The following is a 19,947-nucleotide window of genomic DNA, read 5'->3' on the forward strand; positions in this document are numbered from 1 at the left end:
CATCGAGGGTGGATCGATTCCGTACGTGCTCGGCTTCTCGCCCGAGACCGGGCAGATCCTCGGCGGCTCGCACACGCTCCTCATCCCGCTGACCGGGACGCGAGAGGCCATCGACGGCGCGAACCTGCCCACGAGCCTGCATCCGGAGCTCAGGGGGTCGTACGTGGCCCTGAACTCGAGCCTGCTGCAAGGCCAGTCCACGGGCCCCTTCGCCTCGCAGTGGTGGCCGCAAAACAGGAACGGCATCGCGGACCGGTGGAACTCCGCGGTCAAGGACTACGGCGATCTGACCTCCGATCCAGACAATCTCTCGCCGGCCGAGAAGTACGATCTCCTGTTCTACGCGGGACAGGGCCGGTCCCTCGATGCGCCCGCGGGCACAATCACCTTGGGGGTGGGCCGGGCTGACGGGCTGCGCGCTCCGCGGGCGACGCGCGTGGCAGGGCCGACGACGTACTGGGAGCTGAAGAACCACGGCCTGTATCAAGGAGTGACCCCGGAGTACTGGTGGGGACACTGCAACGGCTGGGCGGCCTACGTCGTCGCCGAGGACGGCGGGCCGCCGCAGCGCGACATCCGCGTGAAGCTCTCGGGCGGCAAGGTGACCACCTGCGCTTCGGTGGAGACGGGGTGCATCCTGTTCCGCACCGCCGATATCGAGGCGCTCATGACCGAGCTGTACCACAGCGACTCGGCCACGGTGTCCGGGCGGCGCTGCGAGGCGCGGGAGGACCTCGTCCAGCGCGATCAGTACGGCAGGCCCGTCGATCCGGCGTGCCGCGACCTGAACCCCGCGACGATGCACATCGCCATGACCGGCCTCCTCGGGCTGGGCGCAAGCTCCATCAGCTCGACATCCAGCGCTCGGGCGCGGCGCGCGTTCGTCGTCGACTACACCTGGCACCGCGAGGTGTGGAGCTACCCGGTCACGTCGTTCGCCATCGACACGATGGCGGAGGTGAGCGCGCAGGAGGCAGCGCGGCTCGTGTGTAACGGCGGGTTCCAGGGGGCGGATTGCTACAATTACCGGTTCAACCCGTACGCGAGGCGCTTCGTCCGCGTCAGCGGGCGCTACGGGATGGTCTCGGACGAGGTGAGCGCCGAGCAGCTCCTCCAGCCCCCCGCGCAGCGCAACATCCCGGTCATGAACGTGGAGCTCCACTACGTGCTCGAGCTCGACGATCGGCTGGCGGTGATCGGCGGCGAGTGGATCAGGAACCCCGCCCTGGTCAACGGCATCAACGGCAAGTTGATGCACCCCGACTACCTCTGGCTCCCGGTGAGGGCGCAGGGGCCAGGGGAAGACGCCGACGATCTTGGCGGCTCCACGGACAACCCGTACATCGCATACTCGCGCGCGAAGGCGCTGCTGAATCTGTCGCGCGCTGCCGTGACGGGGAGCAGGCCGTCGGAGTGACTCGGAGTGACCGCGCGCCGACGGCCTCGGTGACAAGGCGCCGGGCATCCCGGTGAGCGCGCGCCGACGGCCTCGGTGACCAGGCGCTGGCCATCGCTTTGCCGGCGCCGCGCCGCCGCGCGCCGGTCTACGATGGCGCCGCCATGGTGCACCTGGACGAGACGTTCGCCGCGGCGCTCCGCCGCGCGGACGTGCGGTGGCTCGCCGAGCACGTCGACGAGGCGCGCTGCAGCAAGGAGATGCTCCGCCAGCTCGTCAAGCACGAGGACGAGCGCGTGCGGTACCTCGGGCTCACGCGGATGGCCCAGGCCGCCCGGCGTGAGGGCAGCGCAGGGCGGCGAGAGCTCGCGGCGCTGCTCCCGCGCACGCTGGACAGGACGCCGGAGGTCGCGCTGCTCCTCGCCGGGCTCTACCGCGAGCTGTGGCCCTCCCTCCCGGATCAGCGCCTCCCGGCGTGGCGCGAAGCCTCGCTCCCCGCCGCCGTCCGCGTCGCGTGGCTCCGGACCGAGATCCTCACGCGGCCGGAGGCCGTCCGCGGCGAGCCCGCCGGCGAGCTCCTCTACCAGGCGCTCCACGCGCTCGATCCGGCCGAGATCCTCGCGCCCGAGGCGCTCCTCCCCGAGCTCGCGGCGCGCCGCGATCCGGTCCTCGCGGCCGCGGCGCTCGACCTCACCCGGCGCTGCCTGCACGCGGCGCTGCTCGCGCCCGATCAGGCGCGCGCGGTGCTCGCCGCGCTGCTCGACGCGGCGGCGCCCGCGATCGTCGCAGGCGCGCTGCGGGAGCTCGCCGCGCCCTGGGCCGTCCTCGCCGGCGCGCCGCTCCCGGGCGCGCGCCTGGGGGAGCTCCTCGGCGGCGCCCCCGAGGTGGCCGCCGCCGCGCTGGAGACGGCGGCGCGCCACGGCGAGGGCGCCGCGCTCCGCGCGTTCGTCTCCCGCGAGGACGCGCCGCCGCGGCTCCGGCAGCGGGCGCTCACGCTCCTCGGCGAGCACGCGACCCGCGAGGACGTCGGCGCCATCCTGAGCGTCGCGGGGGGCGATCCGCTGCTGCTCGGCCCGAGCGCGATCGCCTGCCTGCGCGCGCTGCACCGGCGCGGGCACTTCCCCGCCCCGGAGCACGCGGCGGCCCTGCTCGATCTCGCCCTCGCCGATCCCACGATCGCCGCGGAGGACGTCGCGGCGATCGCCTTCACCTGCCGGCGCGCGCTCCTGTCGGCGCTCGCCGCGGCGCCGGGCGGCGACGCGAGCTGGCCGCGCCGCGCCGAGATCATCGTCGCCATGGCGCGGCAGGGCGCGGCGGATCTCCCGCTCGGCGACGCGCTCGCCGAGAAGCTCCGCGACGCGCCCTCGCCCGCCCCCCTCCTGCGCGCGCTGGGCGCCCTGCGCCACGCGGCCGCGGAGGACGACGTGCTCGCCGCCCTGCCGCGCGCGCCCGCCGCGGCCCTGGAGGCGCTCGCCGCGATCGGCGGCCCGCGCACGGCGGAGGCGCTCCGGGTCGCGCTCGGCCAGGGCGGCGCAGGCGAGGCCATCGCCCCGCACCTCCGAGGCGAGCGTCACCGCGCCGCGGCGCTGCTCTGGCACCTGACGGAGGATCCGGCGGACCGGCGCGCGCTCGTCGCCCGCCTGAACCCCCGGGACCTGCCGGCCGAGATCGCCGCCGACCTCGCCGGGGCCGAGGCGGCGGAGCTCGCGGTGCTCCAGCGCGCGGTGAAGCGGTGCACGCCAGCGGACGCGCTCAGGGCGCTCGCGCGCGCGGGCGACGCGAGCGCCCTGCCGGCGATCGCCGATCTGCTGCTCCGGATCGCGGCGGATCACGCCGCGGCGTGGGCCCCCGGCGGGCCAGCCGAGCCGCCCGATCGCGACCTCGACTGGGGCCCGGCGCGGCCCGCGGAGCCGGCGATCCCGGACGATGTCGCGGAGGCGATCCGCGGCCTCGGGCGGCGGCTCCATCAGCGCCGGAAGATCCGGCCTGTCTGCCTCCTCGACGCCGCGAGCGAGAACGCTGCCGGCGACGCGCTGCTCGCGAGCCTCGCCCTCGATCTCCTCGACCGACCCGGCGTGTCCGCGGGCGAGCGCGCGCTCCTCGTCGACCTGCTGCGCTCGGCGCGCGGTCAGGCCGCGCGCTCGCGCGTCCCGCGCTTGCTCCGCCACCGCGATCCCCGCGTGCGCAAGCGCGTGATCGCGCTGCTCGCCGAGGACGGCGCCGAGGCGCTCTCGGCCAGCCTGACGCTCCTCACGGGCGCGGGCGACGTGCAGACGGCGAGGCAGGCGCTGCGCGCGCTCGGGGGCATGGGGGCGCGCTGGGCCTGCCCCGCCATCGCCGCGTGCCTCGATCACCCGAACATGAGCATCAAGAAGACGGCGGCCGAGGCCCTGGCGCGGGCGGGCGGGCCCGAGGCCGCGCCGAAGCTCGTCTTCTGGCTCGGCCGCCACGACAACCCGGGGCTGCGCGCGGCGCTCGAGGCCGCGCTGCGGGCGATCGTCGGGCCGGCCTGCGAGGCGACGATCCTCGCCGCCGCGGGGGCCGTGGAGGACGAGCGCGCCCGCGACCGGCTGCTCGACGCCCTGAGCGGCAAGCTGTCGGCCCAGGCGATCCGGAGCGGGCTCCGCCAGGGATCGGCCGCTGCGGCGCGGCTGCTCGAGCGGGTGCTCGACGGCGAGATCGCCCTCGCCTCCGGGACCGCCGACGAGCTCGCCGTGGAGATCGAGGCGCACGGCCTCCCCGCCCGCGAGCGAGGGCGGCCGGGCGCCGCGCCTCCCTCAGGCGCCGCGGACGCGCTCGCTGCCGCGCTCGCCCGCGACGGCTGGGACGACGCGACGGCGCGGCGCCTGCTCGAGCGGCAGGCGGCGCTGACGCAGCGGTGGCTCGCCGCCCTGAGGAAGCTCGCGCCGGAGTGGCTCCGCCTGGCAGCGGACGAGCCGGCGTTGCGCGACGCGGCGCTCCGGCTGATCGTCCGCGCGTCCACCGCCCCGTGGTCGCCCGCCGAGGCGCGCCTGTACGCCCGGCACGCCGCGGTGCTGCTCGACGGGCTCGCCGCGGCGGCGGCCGATCTGCGCGACGGGCTGCTCCCGCTGCTCGAGGAGGCGGCGCCCGAGCTCGCGCGCGCCGAGGCGCTCGGCGTCGCGGCGCGCGTGCGCGGGCTCGCGCCGGCGCCGGGGGCACGCCGATCGCCGCTCGGGCTGCTGCGGCGGTGCGGGGCGATCCTCGGGCGCGCCGACGTCGTTCAGGCGCTCGCGATGGCGCGCGCCGCCGCCGATCCGTGGACGGCCGAGCCGGCGATCCTGCGCGAGGCGTTCGGGGCGACGGCCGAGGCGGGCGATGGCGAGGGTCCCGAGGGCGCGGCCGCGTGGCGGGCGGCGCTCCGGGCCGCGGCGCTGGAGCCGGCGGCGCTCGCGGCGCTCCGGGCGGGGCCGCGCCGCGGCCTCGGCTCGCGCGCGCAGCTCGCCGCGCTCATCGAGGTGTTCCCGGCCGCGGCCGAGGCGGCGCGGCCGGCGCTGCTCGATTGGATGGAGTCGCTCCAGCCGATCGGCGCGCCGCCCTGGATCCTCGCCGAGCAGGCGGCCGCGCCGAGTGGCGACGCTCGGGTGCCCCGGCCGTCCGATCTCGACCAGCCGCGCTCGGCCGCGCTCCGCGAGCGCCTGCTGTCGATGCTGGCCGCGCCCGCGCCCGAGCTCCGGAGCAAGGCCGCCGTCGCGCTCCTCTCGTGGCCGGAGCCCGACGCCCGCGCCGCCGCGCTGCAGGCCTACCTGCGCGGCGACATGGACGGCGTGGACCGCCCGGGGCTGCCCTCCCTGGCGCCCTCGCTGCTCGATCTCTCCGAGGAAGAGCTCCGGGGCGACCCGGCCGACGAGGCGCGCCGGGAGCGCGCAGCGCGCCTCGCGGACCTGCTGATACCGCCGGAAGCGGAGCGCCTGTTCCCGCAGCTGCTCTCGTGGTGGGAGTCGGGCGCGCCGGCGACGCGCGCGGCGGCGGCCCAGGCGATCCGCCGCGTCGCGCCCGACGCGCGGGCGGCTCGGCTGGTCGATCGCCTCCGGCAGGGGGCGTGGGGCTACCTCGATCTGGTCGCGGGGGAGCGGCTGCTCCGGACGCCGGAGCTCGAGGCCGTGGTGGAGCGCCTCCGCGCCGAGGGGCGCGCCGATCTGGCCGGGCGGCTCTCGCTCGACGACGGCCCGCTCCGGCCGCCCGGAGGGGGACGCGCGGCCGAGGACACGAGGGCGCTGGAGGCGCTGCGCGCGCGCCCGGAGCCACGGGCGCCCGAGGCGAGCGACCGAGGTCCGGCGCGGCAGGAGCTCGTGCGGCTCGCGCGCGAAGGGGACGCGGAGCAGGCGCGCCGGGCGCTCTCGGCGCTGGCCGGGGCGCCCGACGGGGAGCTCGCGGCGCTGCTCGTGGAGCTGCTCGGCGATCGGCGCCCCCGGGTGCGGCTCCACGCGCACCGACTGCTCCGCGACGCGGTCGATCGCGCCGCCTACCTGCGCGCGACGTGCGCGCTCCTCTCGGATCCGCTGCCGGACGTGGTCCGCTCGGCGATCCGGATCCTCTGCTTTGCGCCGTGGCCGCCGGCGCTCCCCGCGATCGTGGGCCTGCTCCTGCACCCGCACGCGGTCGTCCGCCGCGCGGCCGCGGAGGGGCTCGGGCACGTGGGCGCGCCGGCGATCCCCGCGCTCAAGGACGCGCTGGGCCGCGCTCGGCCGGACCGGCGCGAGGTCTATGCAGAGGTGATGAGGCGGATCGAGGGGCGGTGAGCGAGCGGGGCGCCGCTCCTCAGTTGACGCGCGGCCCCGGCGCATCCCCGGGCGCCGCTCCCGGCCCGAGCTCCCCTGCCCCGGGCGCGGCCGGCGGCGACACCGCGCCGCGGTCGGGCTCGCCGAGGACGCAGGCCTCCTTCCCCTCGACGACCTTGCAGCGGTAGTCGGCCGGGCATTTCCCCCCGCACGGCTGCCGCACACACATCCCCGTGGCCGCGTCGCACGCCGTCCCGGTTGGACACGCCGCGTAGCAGGTGTCGTACACCGCGCGGTTTGCGACGGTCGACCCGGCCGCACCAGCGAGGGCGGCCGCGGCGTCCGCATACCCGGTGCCGGTGACCCCGGTGCCTGCGTTCTCGTCCCGGTCACCATCGCCACCAGGTGATGTCCGCACCGCCCTCGCACCGAGAAGGAACTCCGGCGGTCCCTTCCGCGAGGTGAAGCACCCTGCCAGGATTCCAACCGAGCAGCAGGAGATCAGAAGGACGGTAATTCGCATAGAACCGAGATCCTCCATACACACCGAAACGATTCCACGACAACGCAGGAGCACACTCCGGTACCATCGACGCGATGCAGGGGAGGGAGACGAGGTGAGTGAACCTGTGCACCTAACGCCGTGGCCCACACCACTCCGCTGGGAGGTGCCACCCAGGAGCTGGAGCGCCGGGAAAGCGTCGAGCCTGACCGTCACGGCGGGCGACAAGACCGACCTGTTCCTCGATCCGGAGCGCACCAGGGGCGCGCTGAACGCGCCGCGCTTGCTCGGGACGCCGCACGGGGACTTCCTCGCCAGCGCGCGGGTGACCGTGGGCTTCTCGGCCGTGCGCGACGCCGGCGTGCTGCTCCTCTGGGCGCACGAGCGCTCGTGGGCGAAGCTCTGCTTCGAGCTCTCGCCGGAGGGCGCCCCGACGGTCGTCTCCGTGGTGACCCGCGGCCTGTCGGACGACCGCCGATCCTTCGAGGTCGATGCGGATCACGTCTGGCTGCGCGTCTCGCGGCTCGGGCGGGTGTGCGCGTTCCACGCCTCCACCGACGGGACGACATGGCACCTCGTCCGCAGCTTCTCGCTGGGCAGCACGGCGGAGCTCGCCGTCGGCTTCTCGGCCCAGTCGCCCGCGGGCGACGGCTGCACCGCGGTCTTCGACGACATCCGCTTCGCGCGGCGCCGGCTCGGCGACCTCCGCAGCGGAGACGCCGCGTACGGTGATGCGCTGGCGCGCGTTGGTCAGATGCCGCCGCTCAACGGGATCGCCTTGCCGCTCCCGCACGTGCTGTGAAGCGCGGGCCGCGCGATGGCGCGCGCGGCCTCGTCCTGCGCGCTTCCCCGCGGCGCCCGTGAGCGCGCAGGATCTGGCGCGACGGCAGCGCGGAAGCACGTCTCACGTCGTTCAAGCGAGAAATAAGCCGCCAAGGCGCCAAGAACAGAACATTATCTTGGCGTCCTTGGCGTCCTTGGCGCCTTGGCGGCTCGAAATTTTGCTCTTTTCAGGCGTTTTCCACCCGCTTGTCGCTCCAGGGACAGGCGAAGGCGCTCCCGGGTGTCCCTGGTACGTCGCGTCTTGTCCCTAGCGCGCCGTACCCCGTCCCTGTCCCGCCATACCCCGGCCCTGACGGCGGTCTCCGTGTCTCTGGCGACAATACCGCAGGTCGCCATCGGCCCCGGCCGTTGTCCCTGGCCAAGATCTCCATATCCAAGTCGCTCGATTCCGTGTCCCTGGCGGCGTTCTCCATGTCCTGTCGCCAGGCGGCGTGTCGCTGGCGACCTTATCCATCTTCGATGTCGCTCGTTTCCCTGTCTCTCGTGACGTTCTCCGTGTCCCTGTCGCAAGATTTTGCCCCGGGAGCGGAGATGTCTCGATATCTGAAGTCAGGCGAGTGACGCTGTAGCGTCGGGTGACAGACGCCCCGAGCATAGCTCTTGCTCGTGAATCCGACGAGGCTCGCGAACGGTGACCACCGGGGCTCCACCGTAACGAGCCTCCGTCGTAGAAAGAGGGGAAGTATGAGCAATCGTCGCAATCTCCAGAACTGGCTCGGCATGGCGCTCGTGACAGGGCTCGTCTGCGTCACCGGCTCGGCGTGCGTGGGTTCCATGGATCCGTCGGTCGACAGCGAAGAAGCCGGCGAGACCGAGCAAGCGATCGTGACCGGCTTCGTGGCAGGGAGCAGGCTCGATTGCACGATGTCGGGCCCCACCCCGACGGGGAGGCGGTGGGCGTACATCATCGTCGGCAATGACCAGTCCACCTGTTACCGGACCCCCAACATCCATCGCACGGACCTGGCGCCGGAGACCGCCATCCACTGCCACTCTCTCGGCAGGAGCATCGGATGTGATTTCATCACCGACCTGTAGAGCCCAGCCGGCGGTGCGCCGCGCGACGGCCCGGCCGAGCATGGCCGCCTGATCGAGATCGAGGCGGCGCCGAGGGCGGTAGTGGCCCCCTCGACGCCGCGATATACTCGCGTGGTGCACGCTGGCCCCTCCGCACACCGCGCCGCGAGCATGACCATCGCGGCGGTCCTCGTCTGCGCCTGCGCGCCGCGCGCCGCCCGCGCGGATTCGGTGCCGCTGGACGGCCTCGAGCGCGCGATCGCCGTGGGCGTCGGGCTCTCGCTCCTCCCATCCGAGCTCGGCGGTGATCTGGCGCTCGGCTCGAAGGGCGGCGGTCGCTTCCTCGCCGCATGGTCGTTTCAGATCCCCGTGGTTCTGGACGGCTCCGAGCCGAAGACGGCAGTGCTCACGAACCACCGCGTCGTGCTCGCGCCCGGTCTCGCGTTCGGCGAGCAGCGCGGCGCGACCGCGGGCGAGCAGGCCGACGTGACGTTTCGCGCGCGCGCCGGCTACCGCGGCGTCTACCACCCGAGCGGCGGGGCGTTCGGCTTCCTGGCAGGCCTGGGCACGACAGTGGAGTTCTGGCCCGTGGTGCGCCCCTCGCTCTCGCCGGAGATCGGGCTGCACCTCGGCCCGTGCTGCTCCGACGCGTCGGGCAACGCGACACTCATCCTCCGCGGCGACGCGTGGCTTGCAGGCCCCGACGCGCTTCGCGCGAGCGCCGTCCTCGGGTGGGCGTTCTACTGATCTCCCGGGCTGTTTCACTCGCTCGCCGGACCCGGTAGTCTCGGGGCCGATGCTTGAAGAGAACACCCCTCAGCGCCCGCCGGCCGGCGCGAGCGCGCGCCGGATCGGCGCGCTGTTCCAGCCCTTCTCGCCGGGTTATGCAGACGACCCCGCGCGCGCGTTCTATCAGGCGGCTCACCGAGAGGCGCCGGTCGCTTACAGCGAGGCGTTCTCCGCCTACCTCGTCACGGGCCACGCCGAGCTCACGCAGGTGCTCCGCGAGCCGGTCGCCTTCTCTTCCGCGCACATCCTCGACCTGCCGCCGGATCTGCCGCCGGAGGTGATCGCCGAGCTCAAGCAGGGCGTGTACGAGCTGCCGCCGGCGCTCTTCAACAACGACCCTCCCGGGCACACGCGCGCGCGGGCGCTGTTCTCCAAGGGGTTCACGCCAGCGAGGGTCGCCTCCCTCGAGCCGGCGATCGCCCGGGCCGCGGACGCGCTGGTGTGCGCCATGGACCCCGGCAGCGGCCCTGTGGATCTGATGCAGGCGCTCGCCTTCCCGCTCCCCTTGCAGATGAGCGCCGCCCTCGTCGGGATACCGCTCGAGGACGCGCCCCTGCTCAGGGCCTGCCAGGACGAGCGGTTCATTCTCTACGATCCGACGGCCGACACGGCGCGAAAGGTGGAGGCGGCGCGGCGGTTCGTCTCCTACGAGCGCTACCTGGCCGCCCTCATCGAGCGGCGCCGCGCCGAGCCCGCCGACGACCTCATCACCGCCCTGATCGGCGCCCGCGTCGACGGCGAGGCGCCGCTGTCGGTCGACGAGATGATCTCGCATATCATCGTCCTGTTCTTCGCCGGCTACGAGACCGTCGCGAGCCTGATCGGCTCGCTCGTGCTCCGCCTGCTGGAGGCACCCGCGCTCTGGGACGCCATCGGCGGCGACGCGGCGCTGCTCCAGGCGGCGATCGAGGAGACGCTCCGGATCGACGCGCCCGTGCAGATGGAGCCGCGGCGCGCGACGGCGCCCGCGGTCGTCGGCGGCGTCGAGATCCCCGCGGGCGCCACGGCGTTCGCCTTCTTCGGGGCCGCCAACCACGACCCCACGGTCTTCCCGAGCCCGGAGCGGTTCGACGTGACCCGCCCCGTCGCCACCCCGCGCGGGCGGCACCTCGGCTTCGGCTGGGGGGTCCACACGTGCATCGGCGCTCCCCTCGCGCGCATCGAGGTGAGGTGCGCCGTGCAGGCGCTGCGCGCGGCGTTCCCCGGGCTGCGCCTCGCCGCCGCGGCGCGACCGAGCTACGCGCCCAGCCTGTTCTTCCGCAAGCCCACGGCCGTGCCGGTGACGCTCGGCGCGGCGTGACCGCGTCCCGGGGATCAGGAAACATCCTGATCCCGTGCCGAGGGACGGCACATCGCAGGAGGCAAAGCACCATGAGCAGGGATCTTCGCGCGCGCATCATGCACATCGTGGGAGCCGGCATGTTCACCGGCCTGTCGCTGGCTGTCGGCTGCGTCGATGGCGCCGTGGAGGGCACCGAGACAGGTGCGGGCTCCGGCGGTCAGGGCGGCGCCGGCGGTCAGGGCGGCGCCGGCGGTCAGAGCAGCGTCCAGACGAGGTGCTTCTCTCTGGAAGAGATCCAGGCAAACGCCGGCGACGGGGGCGGCGGGGCCGGCGGCGCGGGAGGGAGCGCCGAGGCCTGCCCGAGCGACTACCATCCGAACCCCGTGTCCTGCGTGAGCTACGAGAATGGCCGGCTGGAGGACGGCCAGTGCTGCTACGACGTCGACGACCCGGGCATCGGCGCCTGCGGCCGCCCGTTCCTCGTGGGCGGCGAGCCGCGCCTGGCCGGCGTCGAGGCGCGCGCCGACTGGGTGCTCGATCCTGCGGCGGACGACGTGACAGCGCTCGATCCCGCGACGCGCGCCGCCCTCGCGGAGGCGTGGCTCGCCGACGCGCGCCTGGAGCACGCCTCGATCGCGTCCTTCGCGCGCTTCACGCTCGATCTGCTCGCCCTCGGCGCGCCGCCCGCCCTGATCGACGCCGCGCACCGCGCCCTGTCGGACGAGCTGCAGCACGCGAGGGCGTGCTTCACGCTCGCGAGCCGCTACGCCGGCCGGCCGCTCGGCCCGGGGCCGATGGCCATGGACGGCGCGCTCGGCGCGCCCACGCTCGCCGGCGCCGCGGCCAGCGCGGTGCGCGAGGGCTGCGTGGGCGAGACGCTCGCCGCGCTCCTGGCCAGCGCGCAGCGGGACCGCGCGCGCGACCCCGAGGCGCGCCGTAGCCTCGACAGGATCGCGGCCGACGAGGCCGCTCACGCCGAGCTCGCGTGGGCGTTCGTGCGCTGGGCCGTGGCGCGCGGCGGCGAGCCGGTGCGCGCGGCCGTGGCGCGCGCGTTCGACGAGGCGCTCGCCCAGGTGCGCGGCGCGGACCTCGTCGAGCGCGCCGGGATCGACGCCGCCGCATGGCGCGACCACGGCCGGCTCACCGAGGCGGAGCGGGCGCGCTGCCACCTGGACGCCGTGCGCGACGTGATCGCGCCGTGCGCAGAGGCGCTGTTGTCCGCGCCCCTCTCCGCTCCCTCGCCCGACGCCAGCCCCGGCGCCGCGGCGTCGCCCTCGTGAGAGGCTCCAAGAAAGCATCCATACCCCCGCCCCGGTCCGCGTCGGTCGAGATCAGCCGATATCAGCCGGCGTCAGTGGACATCGGTCGGCGTCGTGCGACTTCAGTCGACGTCAGTCGACTGAAGTCGACGTTGAGCCTCGCCGCAATGGCGCGCTCATGACCCAGCAGTTTCAAGCAGTTGTCGACAGATGGCGGCAGCAAAAAAACATCGCTGAGCGTGTCGATCTCGGGCCCGCCCGTTCGTCGTGACGGTAGAACCAGGGCGCATCCGGTCAGTGCCGTCCGGACGACCCGCTTCGAACCAGCACGACCCAGGAGAGGAGATACGACATGCGATCCATGATCACCGCGGAACCGGCCACCAACGACGCGAAGGCAGCGCGGGAGCGGCCGGATCACGCGCCGCCGCGTTCCGATCGCCGGACGAGGAGCGCGGTCGTGAGGCGCGTCTCGATGGCAGCGTGCCTGTTCGTCGCCGCGTGCGGCGGCGCGGAGGACTCCAGCGATCCGGAGCCGACCGCGTGGAAGGACATGAACTTCGAGCAGCGCGTCGCGTACATGAACAGCGACGTCCTGCCGCGGATGAAGGAGGTGTTCGTGGCGTACGACCCGGCGTTCGAGACCATGGACTGCGCGACGTGCCACGGCGCCGACGGGGCCACGCGCGCCTACGCCATGCCGAGCCCGGAGATCGCCGTGCTACCCGACACCGAGGAGGGGTTCCTCGAGTACGTGCAAGACCCGGAGCACCCCGAGCGCGCGGAGTGGAGCACCTTCATGTTCGAGAAGGTCGTGCCCGAGATGGCCAGCCTGCTCCAGCGCGTCCAGTACGACCCCACGACCGGCAATGGCGACTTCTCGTGCAACAACTGCCACACGCTGGGGTCGGTCGAGCCGTGAGGCCGCCCGAGGGGGGGACGAGCGGCGCTGACCTCGGCCCTCTCGCGCCCGTCGGCGCACCTCCGCTCTCCCGTCCGCGTCCTTTTGGGATTGGCGCCTTCGCCTTGATTTCGTCACATCCGGCGCCCTGATCCGTCAGGTTCGATCGGATCATATCCTGCCCGGCCAGCGCGCCCCGCTGCTGCCGAGCCGACGGCCACGGCAGCGGCGCGGGGCCCGCGCGCTCGACGGCGAAAGCTCGATCGCCGGGCGCCTGGCCCGGTATATCTCGATCCAGAGGAGGTCTCCCATGTCCGACCCGACCGAGATCGCAGAGTGCAACGCGCAGTTCCTGGCCGCCTGGATCCACTTCAGCCGCTGCCTCCCCGGCCACCGGATCGAGCACACGGACGGTGTCTCCGTCATCCTCTCGGGCACGGACATGGCCCTGCTCAACATCGCCACGCTCTCCTCGCCGGCCGGTAACCTCACGGATCTGGAGCGGCGCGCGCGCATCGGCGCCGAGCTCGCCCGGACCGGCGGCGTTCCCTGGTTCTTCGCGCTGTCCGACAGCTGGGCGCCCGGCGGCGACGCGCAAGCGACCGCCGAGCTCCTGGCCGGGCTCGGCTTCCAACCTGCGGTGTCGATCATGGGCATGGTGGCCGACGCGCTCCCCACCCCGCGGCGGGAGATCGCCGGCTTGGAGCTCAGGCGCGTGGGCGACGCCGAGACGCGCGCCGCCGTCGCCGATCTCAACTCCGTCGCCTACGGCCTCCCGCTCCCCACCGGGCGCGCCGCCCTGGCCCACGAGGCGTTGTGGGACGACCGGGCGTTCGGGCGGGTCGGCTACGCGGGCGACCAGCCGGTATGCTGCGCGGCGACGTTCATGGTGGCGGGGATCCGGTACGTGGGCTTCGTGGCCACCGCGGCCGAACACCGGCGCAAAGGCTACGCCGAGGCGGTGATGCGCTGCTGTCTCGACGATGCGCTGAGCGCCACCGGCGCCCAGAAGACCGTCCTCCACGCGACGGACCTGGGGCGGCCCGTGTACGAGGTGATGGGCTACCACGCGGTCACGCGCTTCGCCTTCTACACGCCGCCGCCGGACTACCTGCCGCCGCCGCAGGCCTGATCCCGCGCGCCCCCGCCTACCACCCGCACGTCTTGCCGCGGTTCTGCTGGTCGAGCCAGTCCTTGAGCGGCCCGAAGTAGTCGAGCATCGCCGCCGCATCCATCCGCCGCGATCCCGTCACCACCTCGAGCGCCTCCGGCCACGGGCGGCTCCGCCCCATCTCCAGCATCCGCCGGAGGCGCTCGCCGGCCTTCTCGCTGCCGTAGATCGTGCAGCGGTGGAGCGGCCCCTTGTACCCCGCTGCGTCGCAGAGCGCGCGGTGGAACTGGAACTGGAGGATATGGGCGAAGAAGTACCGGATATACGGGACGCTCGCCGCCACATGGTACTTCGCGCCAGGATCGAAGTCCGACTCGGAGCGAGGCACCGGCGGCACGACACCCTGGTACCTCCTCCGGATCTCCCAATAGGCCTTGTTGTATCCCGCCGGCTGGATGTCCCCCGAGAACACCCCCCAGCGCCACCGGTCGACCGAGACGGCGAACGGCAGGAAGGCGATCTTGCCGAGGGCCTCGCGGAGGAGGAGCGAGAGGTCGCTGGAGGCGGGGGGCAGCTGGTCCACGAGCCCGATCCGCTGGAGGTACTCCGGACTGACCGAGAGCCCGATCGTGTCGCCGATGGCCTCGTGAAACGCGGGGTTGGGGCTGTCGCGGTACAGGAGCGGCAGCTCATTGTACGCCCGCTGGTAAAAGGTGTGGCCGAGCTCGTGGTGGATCGTCTGGAAGTCGCCGGCGGTGATCTCGATGCACATCTTGATGCGCAGATCCTCTTCGTCGTCGATGTTCCACGCGCTCGCGTGGCAGACGACGTCGCGATCCGCCGGCTTGACGAAGAGCGACCGCTCCCAGAAGGTGGCCGGGAGCGGCTCGAACCCGAGCGAGACGAAGAAGCGCTCTCCCGTCTTCACCATCTCGATCGGCGTGTACCCCTTCGCCTGCAGCGCGGTGTCGAGATCGTAGATCGGCGCCGCTCCCTCGGGCTCCACGAGATCGTAGATGTTGCTCCAGTCTTGCGCCCACATGTTGCCGAGCAGATCCGCCCGGATCGGGGCCTTGCCGGGCACGACGTCCTCGCCGTACTTCGAGGCGAGCCGGCCCCGCGCGTAGCAGTGGAGCGCGTCGTAGAGCGGCTTGACCTGCCCCCAGAGGCGATCGACCTCCCGCGACAGCACGCCGGGCCGCATCTCGAATTTCGAGCGCCACGCGTCGCCTGTGTCCTTGAACCCGAGCTCGCGGGCGCCCTCGTTCGCCAGCTGGACGAGCCGCGTGAAATCGCCCCGCATGGGAACAGAGACTGTGTGCCAGCCGACCCACGCCCGCTTCAGCTCCTCGGGGTCGCGGCTCTTCGCGAGGATCCTGCTCAGGTCCTCGAGATTGAGGCACTCGCCGCTCGCGGGGCAGTACTTGCCCGCTCCGTACATGGCCTCCAGCCTCGACGCGATGGTCGCGACCTCCTTCGTTTTCGCGGGATCGGCGGGTGCGTAGAGCGTGAGGGACGTTCGCAGGAGCTCGAGCCGGCGGCGGACGTCATAGGGCAGATCGAGGTCGAGGAAGCGGGCGGCCCGCTTCGCGTAATCGGCCTGCACCCCGAGCAGCTTCGCGCTCGCCGCGGCCGCGAGGATCTCGGTGTCGACGGTGATGTACGTCGCCGCCACCCACGCCGCGCGGTTGCTGTAGGTGCTGAGCTCGTGCAGCTCCGCCTCGGCCGCATCGATGAACCGCGCGGCCTCCTCCGCCGCCGGGTCGGTGGCGGGCCGCGGCGGCGTGGGCGGGGCGGGATCGGAGCAGGCCGCCGTGAGCGCGAGCATGCTGCAGGGCAACGCGACGACGAACATCGGAATGCGCACCATTTCTCGCCGCTCCTCGATCGCGGACAGCTCCGGCGTAAAACCGTCCCTCCACCCCGGACGCGCAGAGGGCGTGGGGTGCGCTTCGGCGCCGCGATCCTGGTGGGGCTCCTAAGGCCGCTCGCCGGCTCCAGCAATCCTCTCGGGCGCGCCGCGGCGAGGGCCGAGAGGCGGCAAAGTCCGCTCGATCCAGGTCATCGCGCCAGCCTGGAGGTGGCCCCTCGCCGCGAGATCGCTCAAGATCCGCCGGAGATGGGCAACCACCCACGAAAGGGAGGAAGCGAGCATGGCCGTCCAGCTCAATCACACCATCGTCCCGGCGCGGGACAAGACGACGTCCGCTACCTTTTTGACCGAGATCCTGGGCCTCTCGGCGCCGGTGCCGTTCGGGCACTTCTTGACGGTACGGCTCGACAACGACGTCACGCTCGACTTCATCGACACCCCTGGTGAGATCCGCTCCCAGCACCTCGCCTTCCTGGTCAGCGAGGCCGAGTTCGACGAGATCTTCGGTCGAATCCGCGAACGCCAGATCCCCTACTGGGCCGATCCAAGAGCGCAGCACCCCGGGGAGATCAACCACCATGACGGCGGGCGCGGCGTCTACTTCCCCGATCCCGCCGGGCACTTCCTCGAGATCATCACCCGCCCTTACGGCAGCGGCGGCGGATGACGGAGCGATCGCTCGGCCGGGGAAGGATCCCCGGGTTGCGCGGCGCCTGGCCGCGGGCTGCCGGCGCGCGTGACGTCGTCCTCGCCATTTCCTCCCGCACGTTTCCTGTCTAGCTTCGGGGCCATGGTTCGCACCTCCACCTTCCTCGTCACCCTCGCCATCGCCGGCTGCGGCGGCGCGCCGAAGCCGCCGCAGGAGCCCCCGCAACCCGCACCGATCGCGGCTGAGCCCGAGCCCGAGCCCGAGCCCGAGCCGCCGCTCGACGACGCGCCGATGCTCGACGTGGTCGCGGCGCAGCCGACCGAGATCCTGCTGGACGGCAAGCCCATCGGGACGACGCCGATCTCGGGGCGAAAGGTCGCGCCTGGGTCGCACGAGGTGACGTTCGTGGACCCGGAGCGCGGCAACCGGACCATGATGGTGACGCTCGAGCCCGGCGACGCGAAGACGGTCCAGTCGGACCCGCCGCCCTCCCTCGTGGAGGCGAGCGGCGGCGCGACGGGCGACAAGCAGGGCGAGAAGAAGTAGCGTCAGAAGAGCGAACGCCTGCTCGGGCGCGAGGAGCGCGAGACTCGGCCAAACAGGGACAGCGCTACGTTTACGCAGATGCGGTCGTCGTGTGCGGCGGCGTGCAGACCGAGCCAGGCGCCGGCGACGTCCTCTCGAACCCAACTGCCATCGTGAAAGTGCTCTCGCGCAGCACCGAGGCCTTCGATCGGGGCGAGAAGTGGGAGGGGTACCAGCGCCTCCCCTGCCTGACGCACTACCTGCTCGTCTCACCATGGCACGTGCGTATCGAGCACCATCGACGCGAGGGGGACGGCTCCTGGCGGTATCGCGTGCTCGAGCGGGGCGATACGATCGCCCTGGCGAACGGCGCCCAGATCTCCGTCGATGCCATCTACGACGGTGCCTTCGCGCTAGAAGCCGACTGACGTCGCAGAGTTTCACCGCGGGTGGCCGGATGTGGCAGCATGGGGCCGGAGGAGACCCCACCTTGCGCCTCGGGATCGATTTCGGAACCACGCGGACCGTGGTCGCGTGCTGCGATCGCGGGAACTACCCTGTCATCAGCTTCCAGGACGCGGCGGGGGACACCGTCGATTTCTACCCCTCCGTGGCCGCCGAGCGGCGGGGGGAGCTCCGGTTCGGCTTCGACGCCCTCGCGGTCGCCTCGGATCCCGAGTGGACCGTGCTCCGGTCGTTCAAGCGGGTGCTCTCCGGCCCGCGCGCGTCGCCCGACGTCGAGGTCGAGATCGGCGGGACGAAGCTCCGGGTGCTCGATCTCCTGACCCTGTTCCTGCGGTCGCTCCGCGACGCCGTGCTGAACCGGTCGAACCGGCCCAAGAAGGACGACGACGGGCGCCTCATCTCGGTCGTGGCGACCCCGGCCAACGCGCACGGGTCGCAGCGGTTCGTGACGCTCGACGCCTTCCGCCGCGCCGGCTTCGAGGTCATCGCACTCCTGAACGAGCCGTCGGCCGCCGGCTTCGAGTACACGCACCGCCACCGCAGCACCATCACGTCGAAGCGCGAGCACATCGTCGTCTACGACCTCGGCGGCGGGACGTTCGACGCGTCGCTGGTCCACATGACCGGGCGCAGCCACGACGCCGTGACGACCGCGGGCCTGAACCACCTCGGCGGCGACGACTTCGACGCCGCGCTGGCCTCGATGGCGCTCGACGCCGGCAAGATCGAGCGCGAGGGCCTGCCGGCGCGCGCGCTCGCGGCGCTCGCGGACCAGTGCCGCGAGGCGAAGGAGCGGCTCAACCCGAACTCCCGGCGCATCGTGATCGACCTGGAGGCCTGCCTGGGCGACCTCTCGACCGCCCGCGAGGTGACGATCGCGACCTCCGACTACTACGACCGGTGCGTGCCCCTCGTGGAGTCGACCATCACGGCGATGCAGCCGGTGATCGCGCGCCTCGACGCCGGCGCGGGCGAGGCGCTCGCCGACATCGCGGGGATCTACGTCGTCGGCGGCGCCAGCTCGCTGCCCATCGTCGCGCGGACGCTGCGCGAGCGCTTCGGGCGCCGCGTCCATCGCTCCCCCTACCCCTCGGCGGCCATCGCGATCGGCCTGGCCATCGCCGTCGACGAGGACGCGGGCTTCGAGCTCTCCGACCGGCTCTCGCGCCATTTCGGGGTGTTCCGGGAGGGCAGCGGCGGGGACGAGGTGGTCTTCGACCCGATCTTCGACCGGGAGGCGCGCATCCCGTCGAGCCACGAGGCGCCGGTGGTCTCGCGGCGCGTGTACCGGGCGGCGCACAACGTCGGCCGCTACCGGTTCGTCGAGTGCGCCGCGCTCGACCGGCTCGGCGTGCCCCACGGCGACATCACGGCGTTCAACGAGGTCGTGTTCCCCTTCGACCGGCGGCTCCGCGACCGCGCCGCCGAGCTCGGCGGGGTGACCGTCGAGCGCATGGGCAGCGAGGGGCCGCTGATCGAGGAGCAGTACGCGATCACCTCGCACGGGATCGTCGAGGTGACGATCACGGACGTGGAGGCAGGGTACCGGCGCGTCTACCAGGTCGGGGCGTGAGGGGCGGAGCGGCCGTGTCCGCGGCCGCTCGACGTCACGGGAGTCACGGGAGGAGCCGGCGCAGCACCTCGATGACGATCGGCAGGCTCGCCAGCGCCCCGAGCGTCGTCACGACCGCCGTGGCCGCCGCGAATTGACCGTCGCAGCCGTACCGCGCGGCGACGATCACGGACACCATCGACGTCGGCATGGCGGACTGAAGCACCGCCACCTCGGAGGAGGGCCGCTTCAGGCCGAGCGCAACCGCGGCGCCGAGCGCGATCGCGGGCGACAGGAGCAGCTTCACGGCGGCGACCGCCGCGAGCGGGCGCACGCGGCCGCGGAGCGAGCCAAGGTCGAGGCTGAGGCCCAGCGCGAGGAACACGAGCGTCGGGGTCGCGCTCCCGAGCGCGCCGAGCGCGTGCTCCAACCACACCGGCAGCGGGATCGGCGCCGCGTGGAGCGTGAGCCCGACGGCGATCGACAGCACGTTGGGGTGCAGGAGCACCGCGAGCAGGCCCCGCCCGTCCCCGCCGCCGCCCCCGCCCATGCGCGCGGCGAGCGCGACGCCGAAGGTCCACAGGAGGAACGCCGTGACGATGCTGTCGACGAGGATCGCCGTCCCCGCCGCGCCGCCCGCGTCGCCGTAGAGGGCCAGCACGACGGGCACGCCGAGGAAGCCGGTGTTGGAGAAGCTGCCGACGAGGCCGGCGGCGCCCTGCGCGGCGCGCGGGAGCCCGAGCGCCCGCGCCACGGCGACCCCCGCGAGGGCGCACGCGAAGAGCGCGACGGTCGACGCGGCGACCGCGCCCCACGCGCCGTGACCGATGCCTGAGCGGCGGAGCACGCTGACGATCAGCGCGGGCGTGGTGACGTCGATGACCAGCCGGTGCAGCACGGCGGCGTCCGCCTGACCGGCGCGGCCCAGCGCGCGCAGCAGCACGCCGACCCCGAGCACCGCGAAGAGAGCCAACAGCTGCGAGATCAGGTCGCCCGACGGCACGGGCCCGCTTTTAGCTCGGCAGCGGGCGGCGTCCAGCGCTG

At 73.3% G+C, this 19,947-nt stretch carries 15 protein-coding genes and 1 pseudogene (1 of these 16 only partly in view); 13 read left to right on the plus strand and 3 right to left on the minus strand.

Annotated features, from left to right (window positions below):
• Window positions 1–1,417, plus strand: the 3' portion of a protein-coding gene (locus tag WMF12_RS21110; protein ID WP_437873302.1) for a hypothetical protein. The gene continues 143 nt to the left of window position 1, outside the view; only the last 1,417 of its 1,560 coding nucleotides appear in the window; the start codon falls outside the window, past its left edge; its stop codon occupies window positions 1,415–1,417.
• 143 nt (window positions 1,418–1,560) lie between these two features.
• Complete coding sequence (locus WMF12_RS21115) at window positions 1,561–6,156, plus strand: HEAT repeat domain-containing protein (protein WP_437873303.1); 4,596 nt, start codon at window positions 1,561–1,563, stop codon at window positions 6,154–6,156.
• Between the two features lie 19 nt (window positions 6,157–6,175).
• Here the strand turns inward: WMF12_RS21115 and WMF12_RS21120 are convergent, their stop codons facing one another.
• Window positions 6,176–6,553: a hypothetical protein gene (locus WMF12_RS21120; RefSeq protein WP_437873304.1), complete on the minus strand. Its 378-nt coding sequence runs from the start codon at window positions 6,551–6,553 to the stop codon at window positions 6,176–6,178.
• A 199-nt stretch (window positions 6,554–6,752) separates the two neighbouring features.
• On the opposite strand from WMF12_RS21120, the gene WMF12_RS21125 reads away from it, so the two are divergent.
• From WMF12_RS21125 to WMF12_RS21155, 7 genes are all read left to right on the plus strand, one after another.
• Window positions 6,753–7,439, plus strand: a complete 687-nt coding sequence (locus tag WMF12_RS21125; protein ID WP_437873305.1) for a DUF1349 domain-containing protein — start codon at window positions 6,753–6,755, stop codon at window positions 7,437–7,439.
• A 725-nt stretch (window positions 7,440–8,164) separates the two neighbouring features.
• Entirely contained in the window at window positions 8,165–8,518 is a 354-nt protein-coding gene (locus WMF12_RS21130) for a hypothetical protein (RefSeq protein WP_437747416.1), read from the plus strand.
• A 114-nt stretch (window positions 8,519–8,632) separates the two neighbouring features.
• Window positions 8,633–9,244: a hypothetical protein gene (locus WMF12_RS21135; protein WP_437873306.1), complete on the plus strand. Its 612-nt coding sequence runs from the start codon at window positions 8,633–8,635 to the stop codon at window positions 9,242–9,244.
• Between the two features lie 49 nt (window positions 9,245–9,293).
• Window positions 9,294–10,586: a cytochrome P450 gene (locus WMF12_RS21140; RefSeq protein ID WP_437873307.1), complete on the plus strand. Its 1,293-nt coding sequence runs from the start codon at window positions 9,294–9,296 to the stop codon at window positions 10,584–10,586.
• Window positions 10,587–10,657: 71 nt separating this feature from the next.
• On the plus strand, window positions 10,658–11,848 hold the full coding sequence (locus tag WMF12_RS21145) for a ferritin-like domain-containing protein (protein WP_437873308.1): 1,191 nt from the start codon (window positions 10,658–10,660) through the stop codon (window positions 11,846–11,848).
• A gap of 340 nt (window positions 11,849–12,188) precedes the next feature.
• Window positions 12,189–12,749, plus strand: a complete 561-nt coding sequence (locus WMF12_RS21150) for a hypothetical protein (protein ID WP_437873309.1) — start codon at window positions 12,189–12,191, stop codon at window positions 12,747–12,749.
• A gap of 289 nt (window positions 12,750–13,038) precedes the next feature.
• Window positions 13,039–13,860 (plus strand): GNAT family N-acetyltransferase, encoded by an 822-nt coding sequence (locus WMF12_RS21155; protein WP_437873310.1) that lies wholly within the window; start codon window positions 13,039–13,041, stop codon window positions 13,858–13,860.
• 16 nt (window positions 13,861–13,876) lie between these two features.
• Here WMF12_RS21155 and WMF12_RS21160 read toward each other — a convergent pair whose 3' ends face one another.
• Window positions 13,877–15,709, minus strand: coding sequence for a M2 family metallopeptidase (locus tag WMF12_RS21160; protein ID WP_437873311.1), 1,833 nt, complete (start codon window positions 15,707–15,709; stop codon window positions 13,877–13,879).
• 283 nt (window positions 15,710–15,992) lie between these two features.
• Between WMF12_RS21160 and WMF12_RS21165 the strand changes: the two genes are divergently transcribed.
• From WMF12_RS21165 to WMF12_RS21180, 4 genes and pseudogenes are all read left to right on the plus strand, one after another.
• Complete coding sequence (locus tag WMF12_RS21165) at window positions 15,993–16,379, plus strand: VOC family protein (protein ID WP_437300988.1); 387 nt, start codon at window positions 15,993–15,995, stop codon at window positions 16,377–16,379.
• A 123-nt stretch (window positions 16,380–16,502) separates the two neighbouring features.
• Window positions 16,503–16,907, plus strand: a complete 405-nt coding sequence (locus tag WMF12_RS21170; protein ID WP_437873312.1) for a PEGA domain-containing protein — start codon at window positions 16,503–16,505, stop codon at window positions 16,905–16,907.
• A gap of 68 nt (window positions 16,908–16,975) precedes the next feature.
• Window positions 16,976–17,314: pseudogene (locus tag WMF12_RS21175) on the plus strand (Uma2 family endonuclease); the annotation flags it as partial.
• A gap of 62 nt (window positions 17,315–17,376) precedes the next feature.
• Window positions 17,377–18,924, plus strand: a complete 1,548-nt coding sequence (locus tag WMF12_RS21180; RefSeq protein ID WP_437873313.1) for an Hsp70 family protein — start codon at window positions 17,377–17,379, stop codon at window positions 18,922–18,924.
• Between the two features lie 43 nt (window positions 18,925–18,967).
• Here the strand turns inward: WMF12_RS21180 and WMF12_RS21185 are convergent, their stop codons facing one another.
• The gene (locus WMF12_RS21185; RefSeq protein WP_437873314.1) at window positions 18,968–19,906 is read right to left on the minus strand and encodes an AEC family transporter; all 939 of its coding nucleotides are present in this window, start codon (window positions 19,904–19,906) and stop codon (window positions 18,968–18,970) included.
• Window positions 19,907–19,947 lie beyond the last annotated feature (41 nt).

Source organism: Sorangium sp. So ce363 (assembly GCF_051520435.1).
Classification (GTDB): Bacteria; Myxococcota_A; Polyangia; order Polyangiales; family Polyangiaceae; genus Sorangium; species Sorangium cellulosum_B.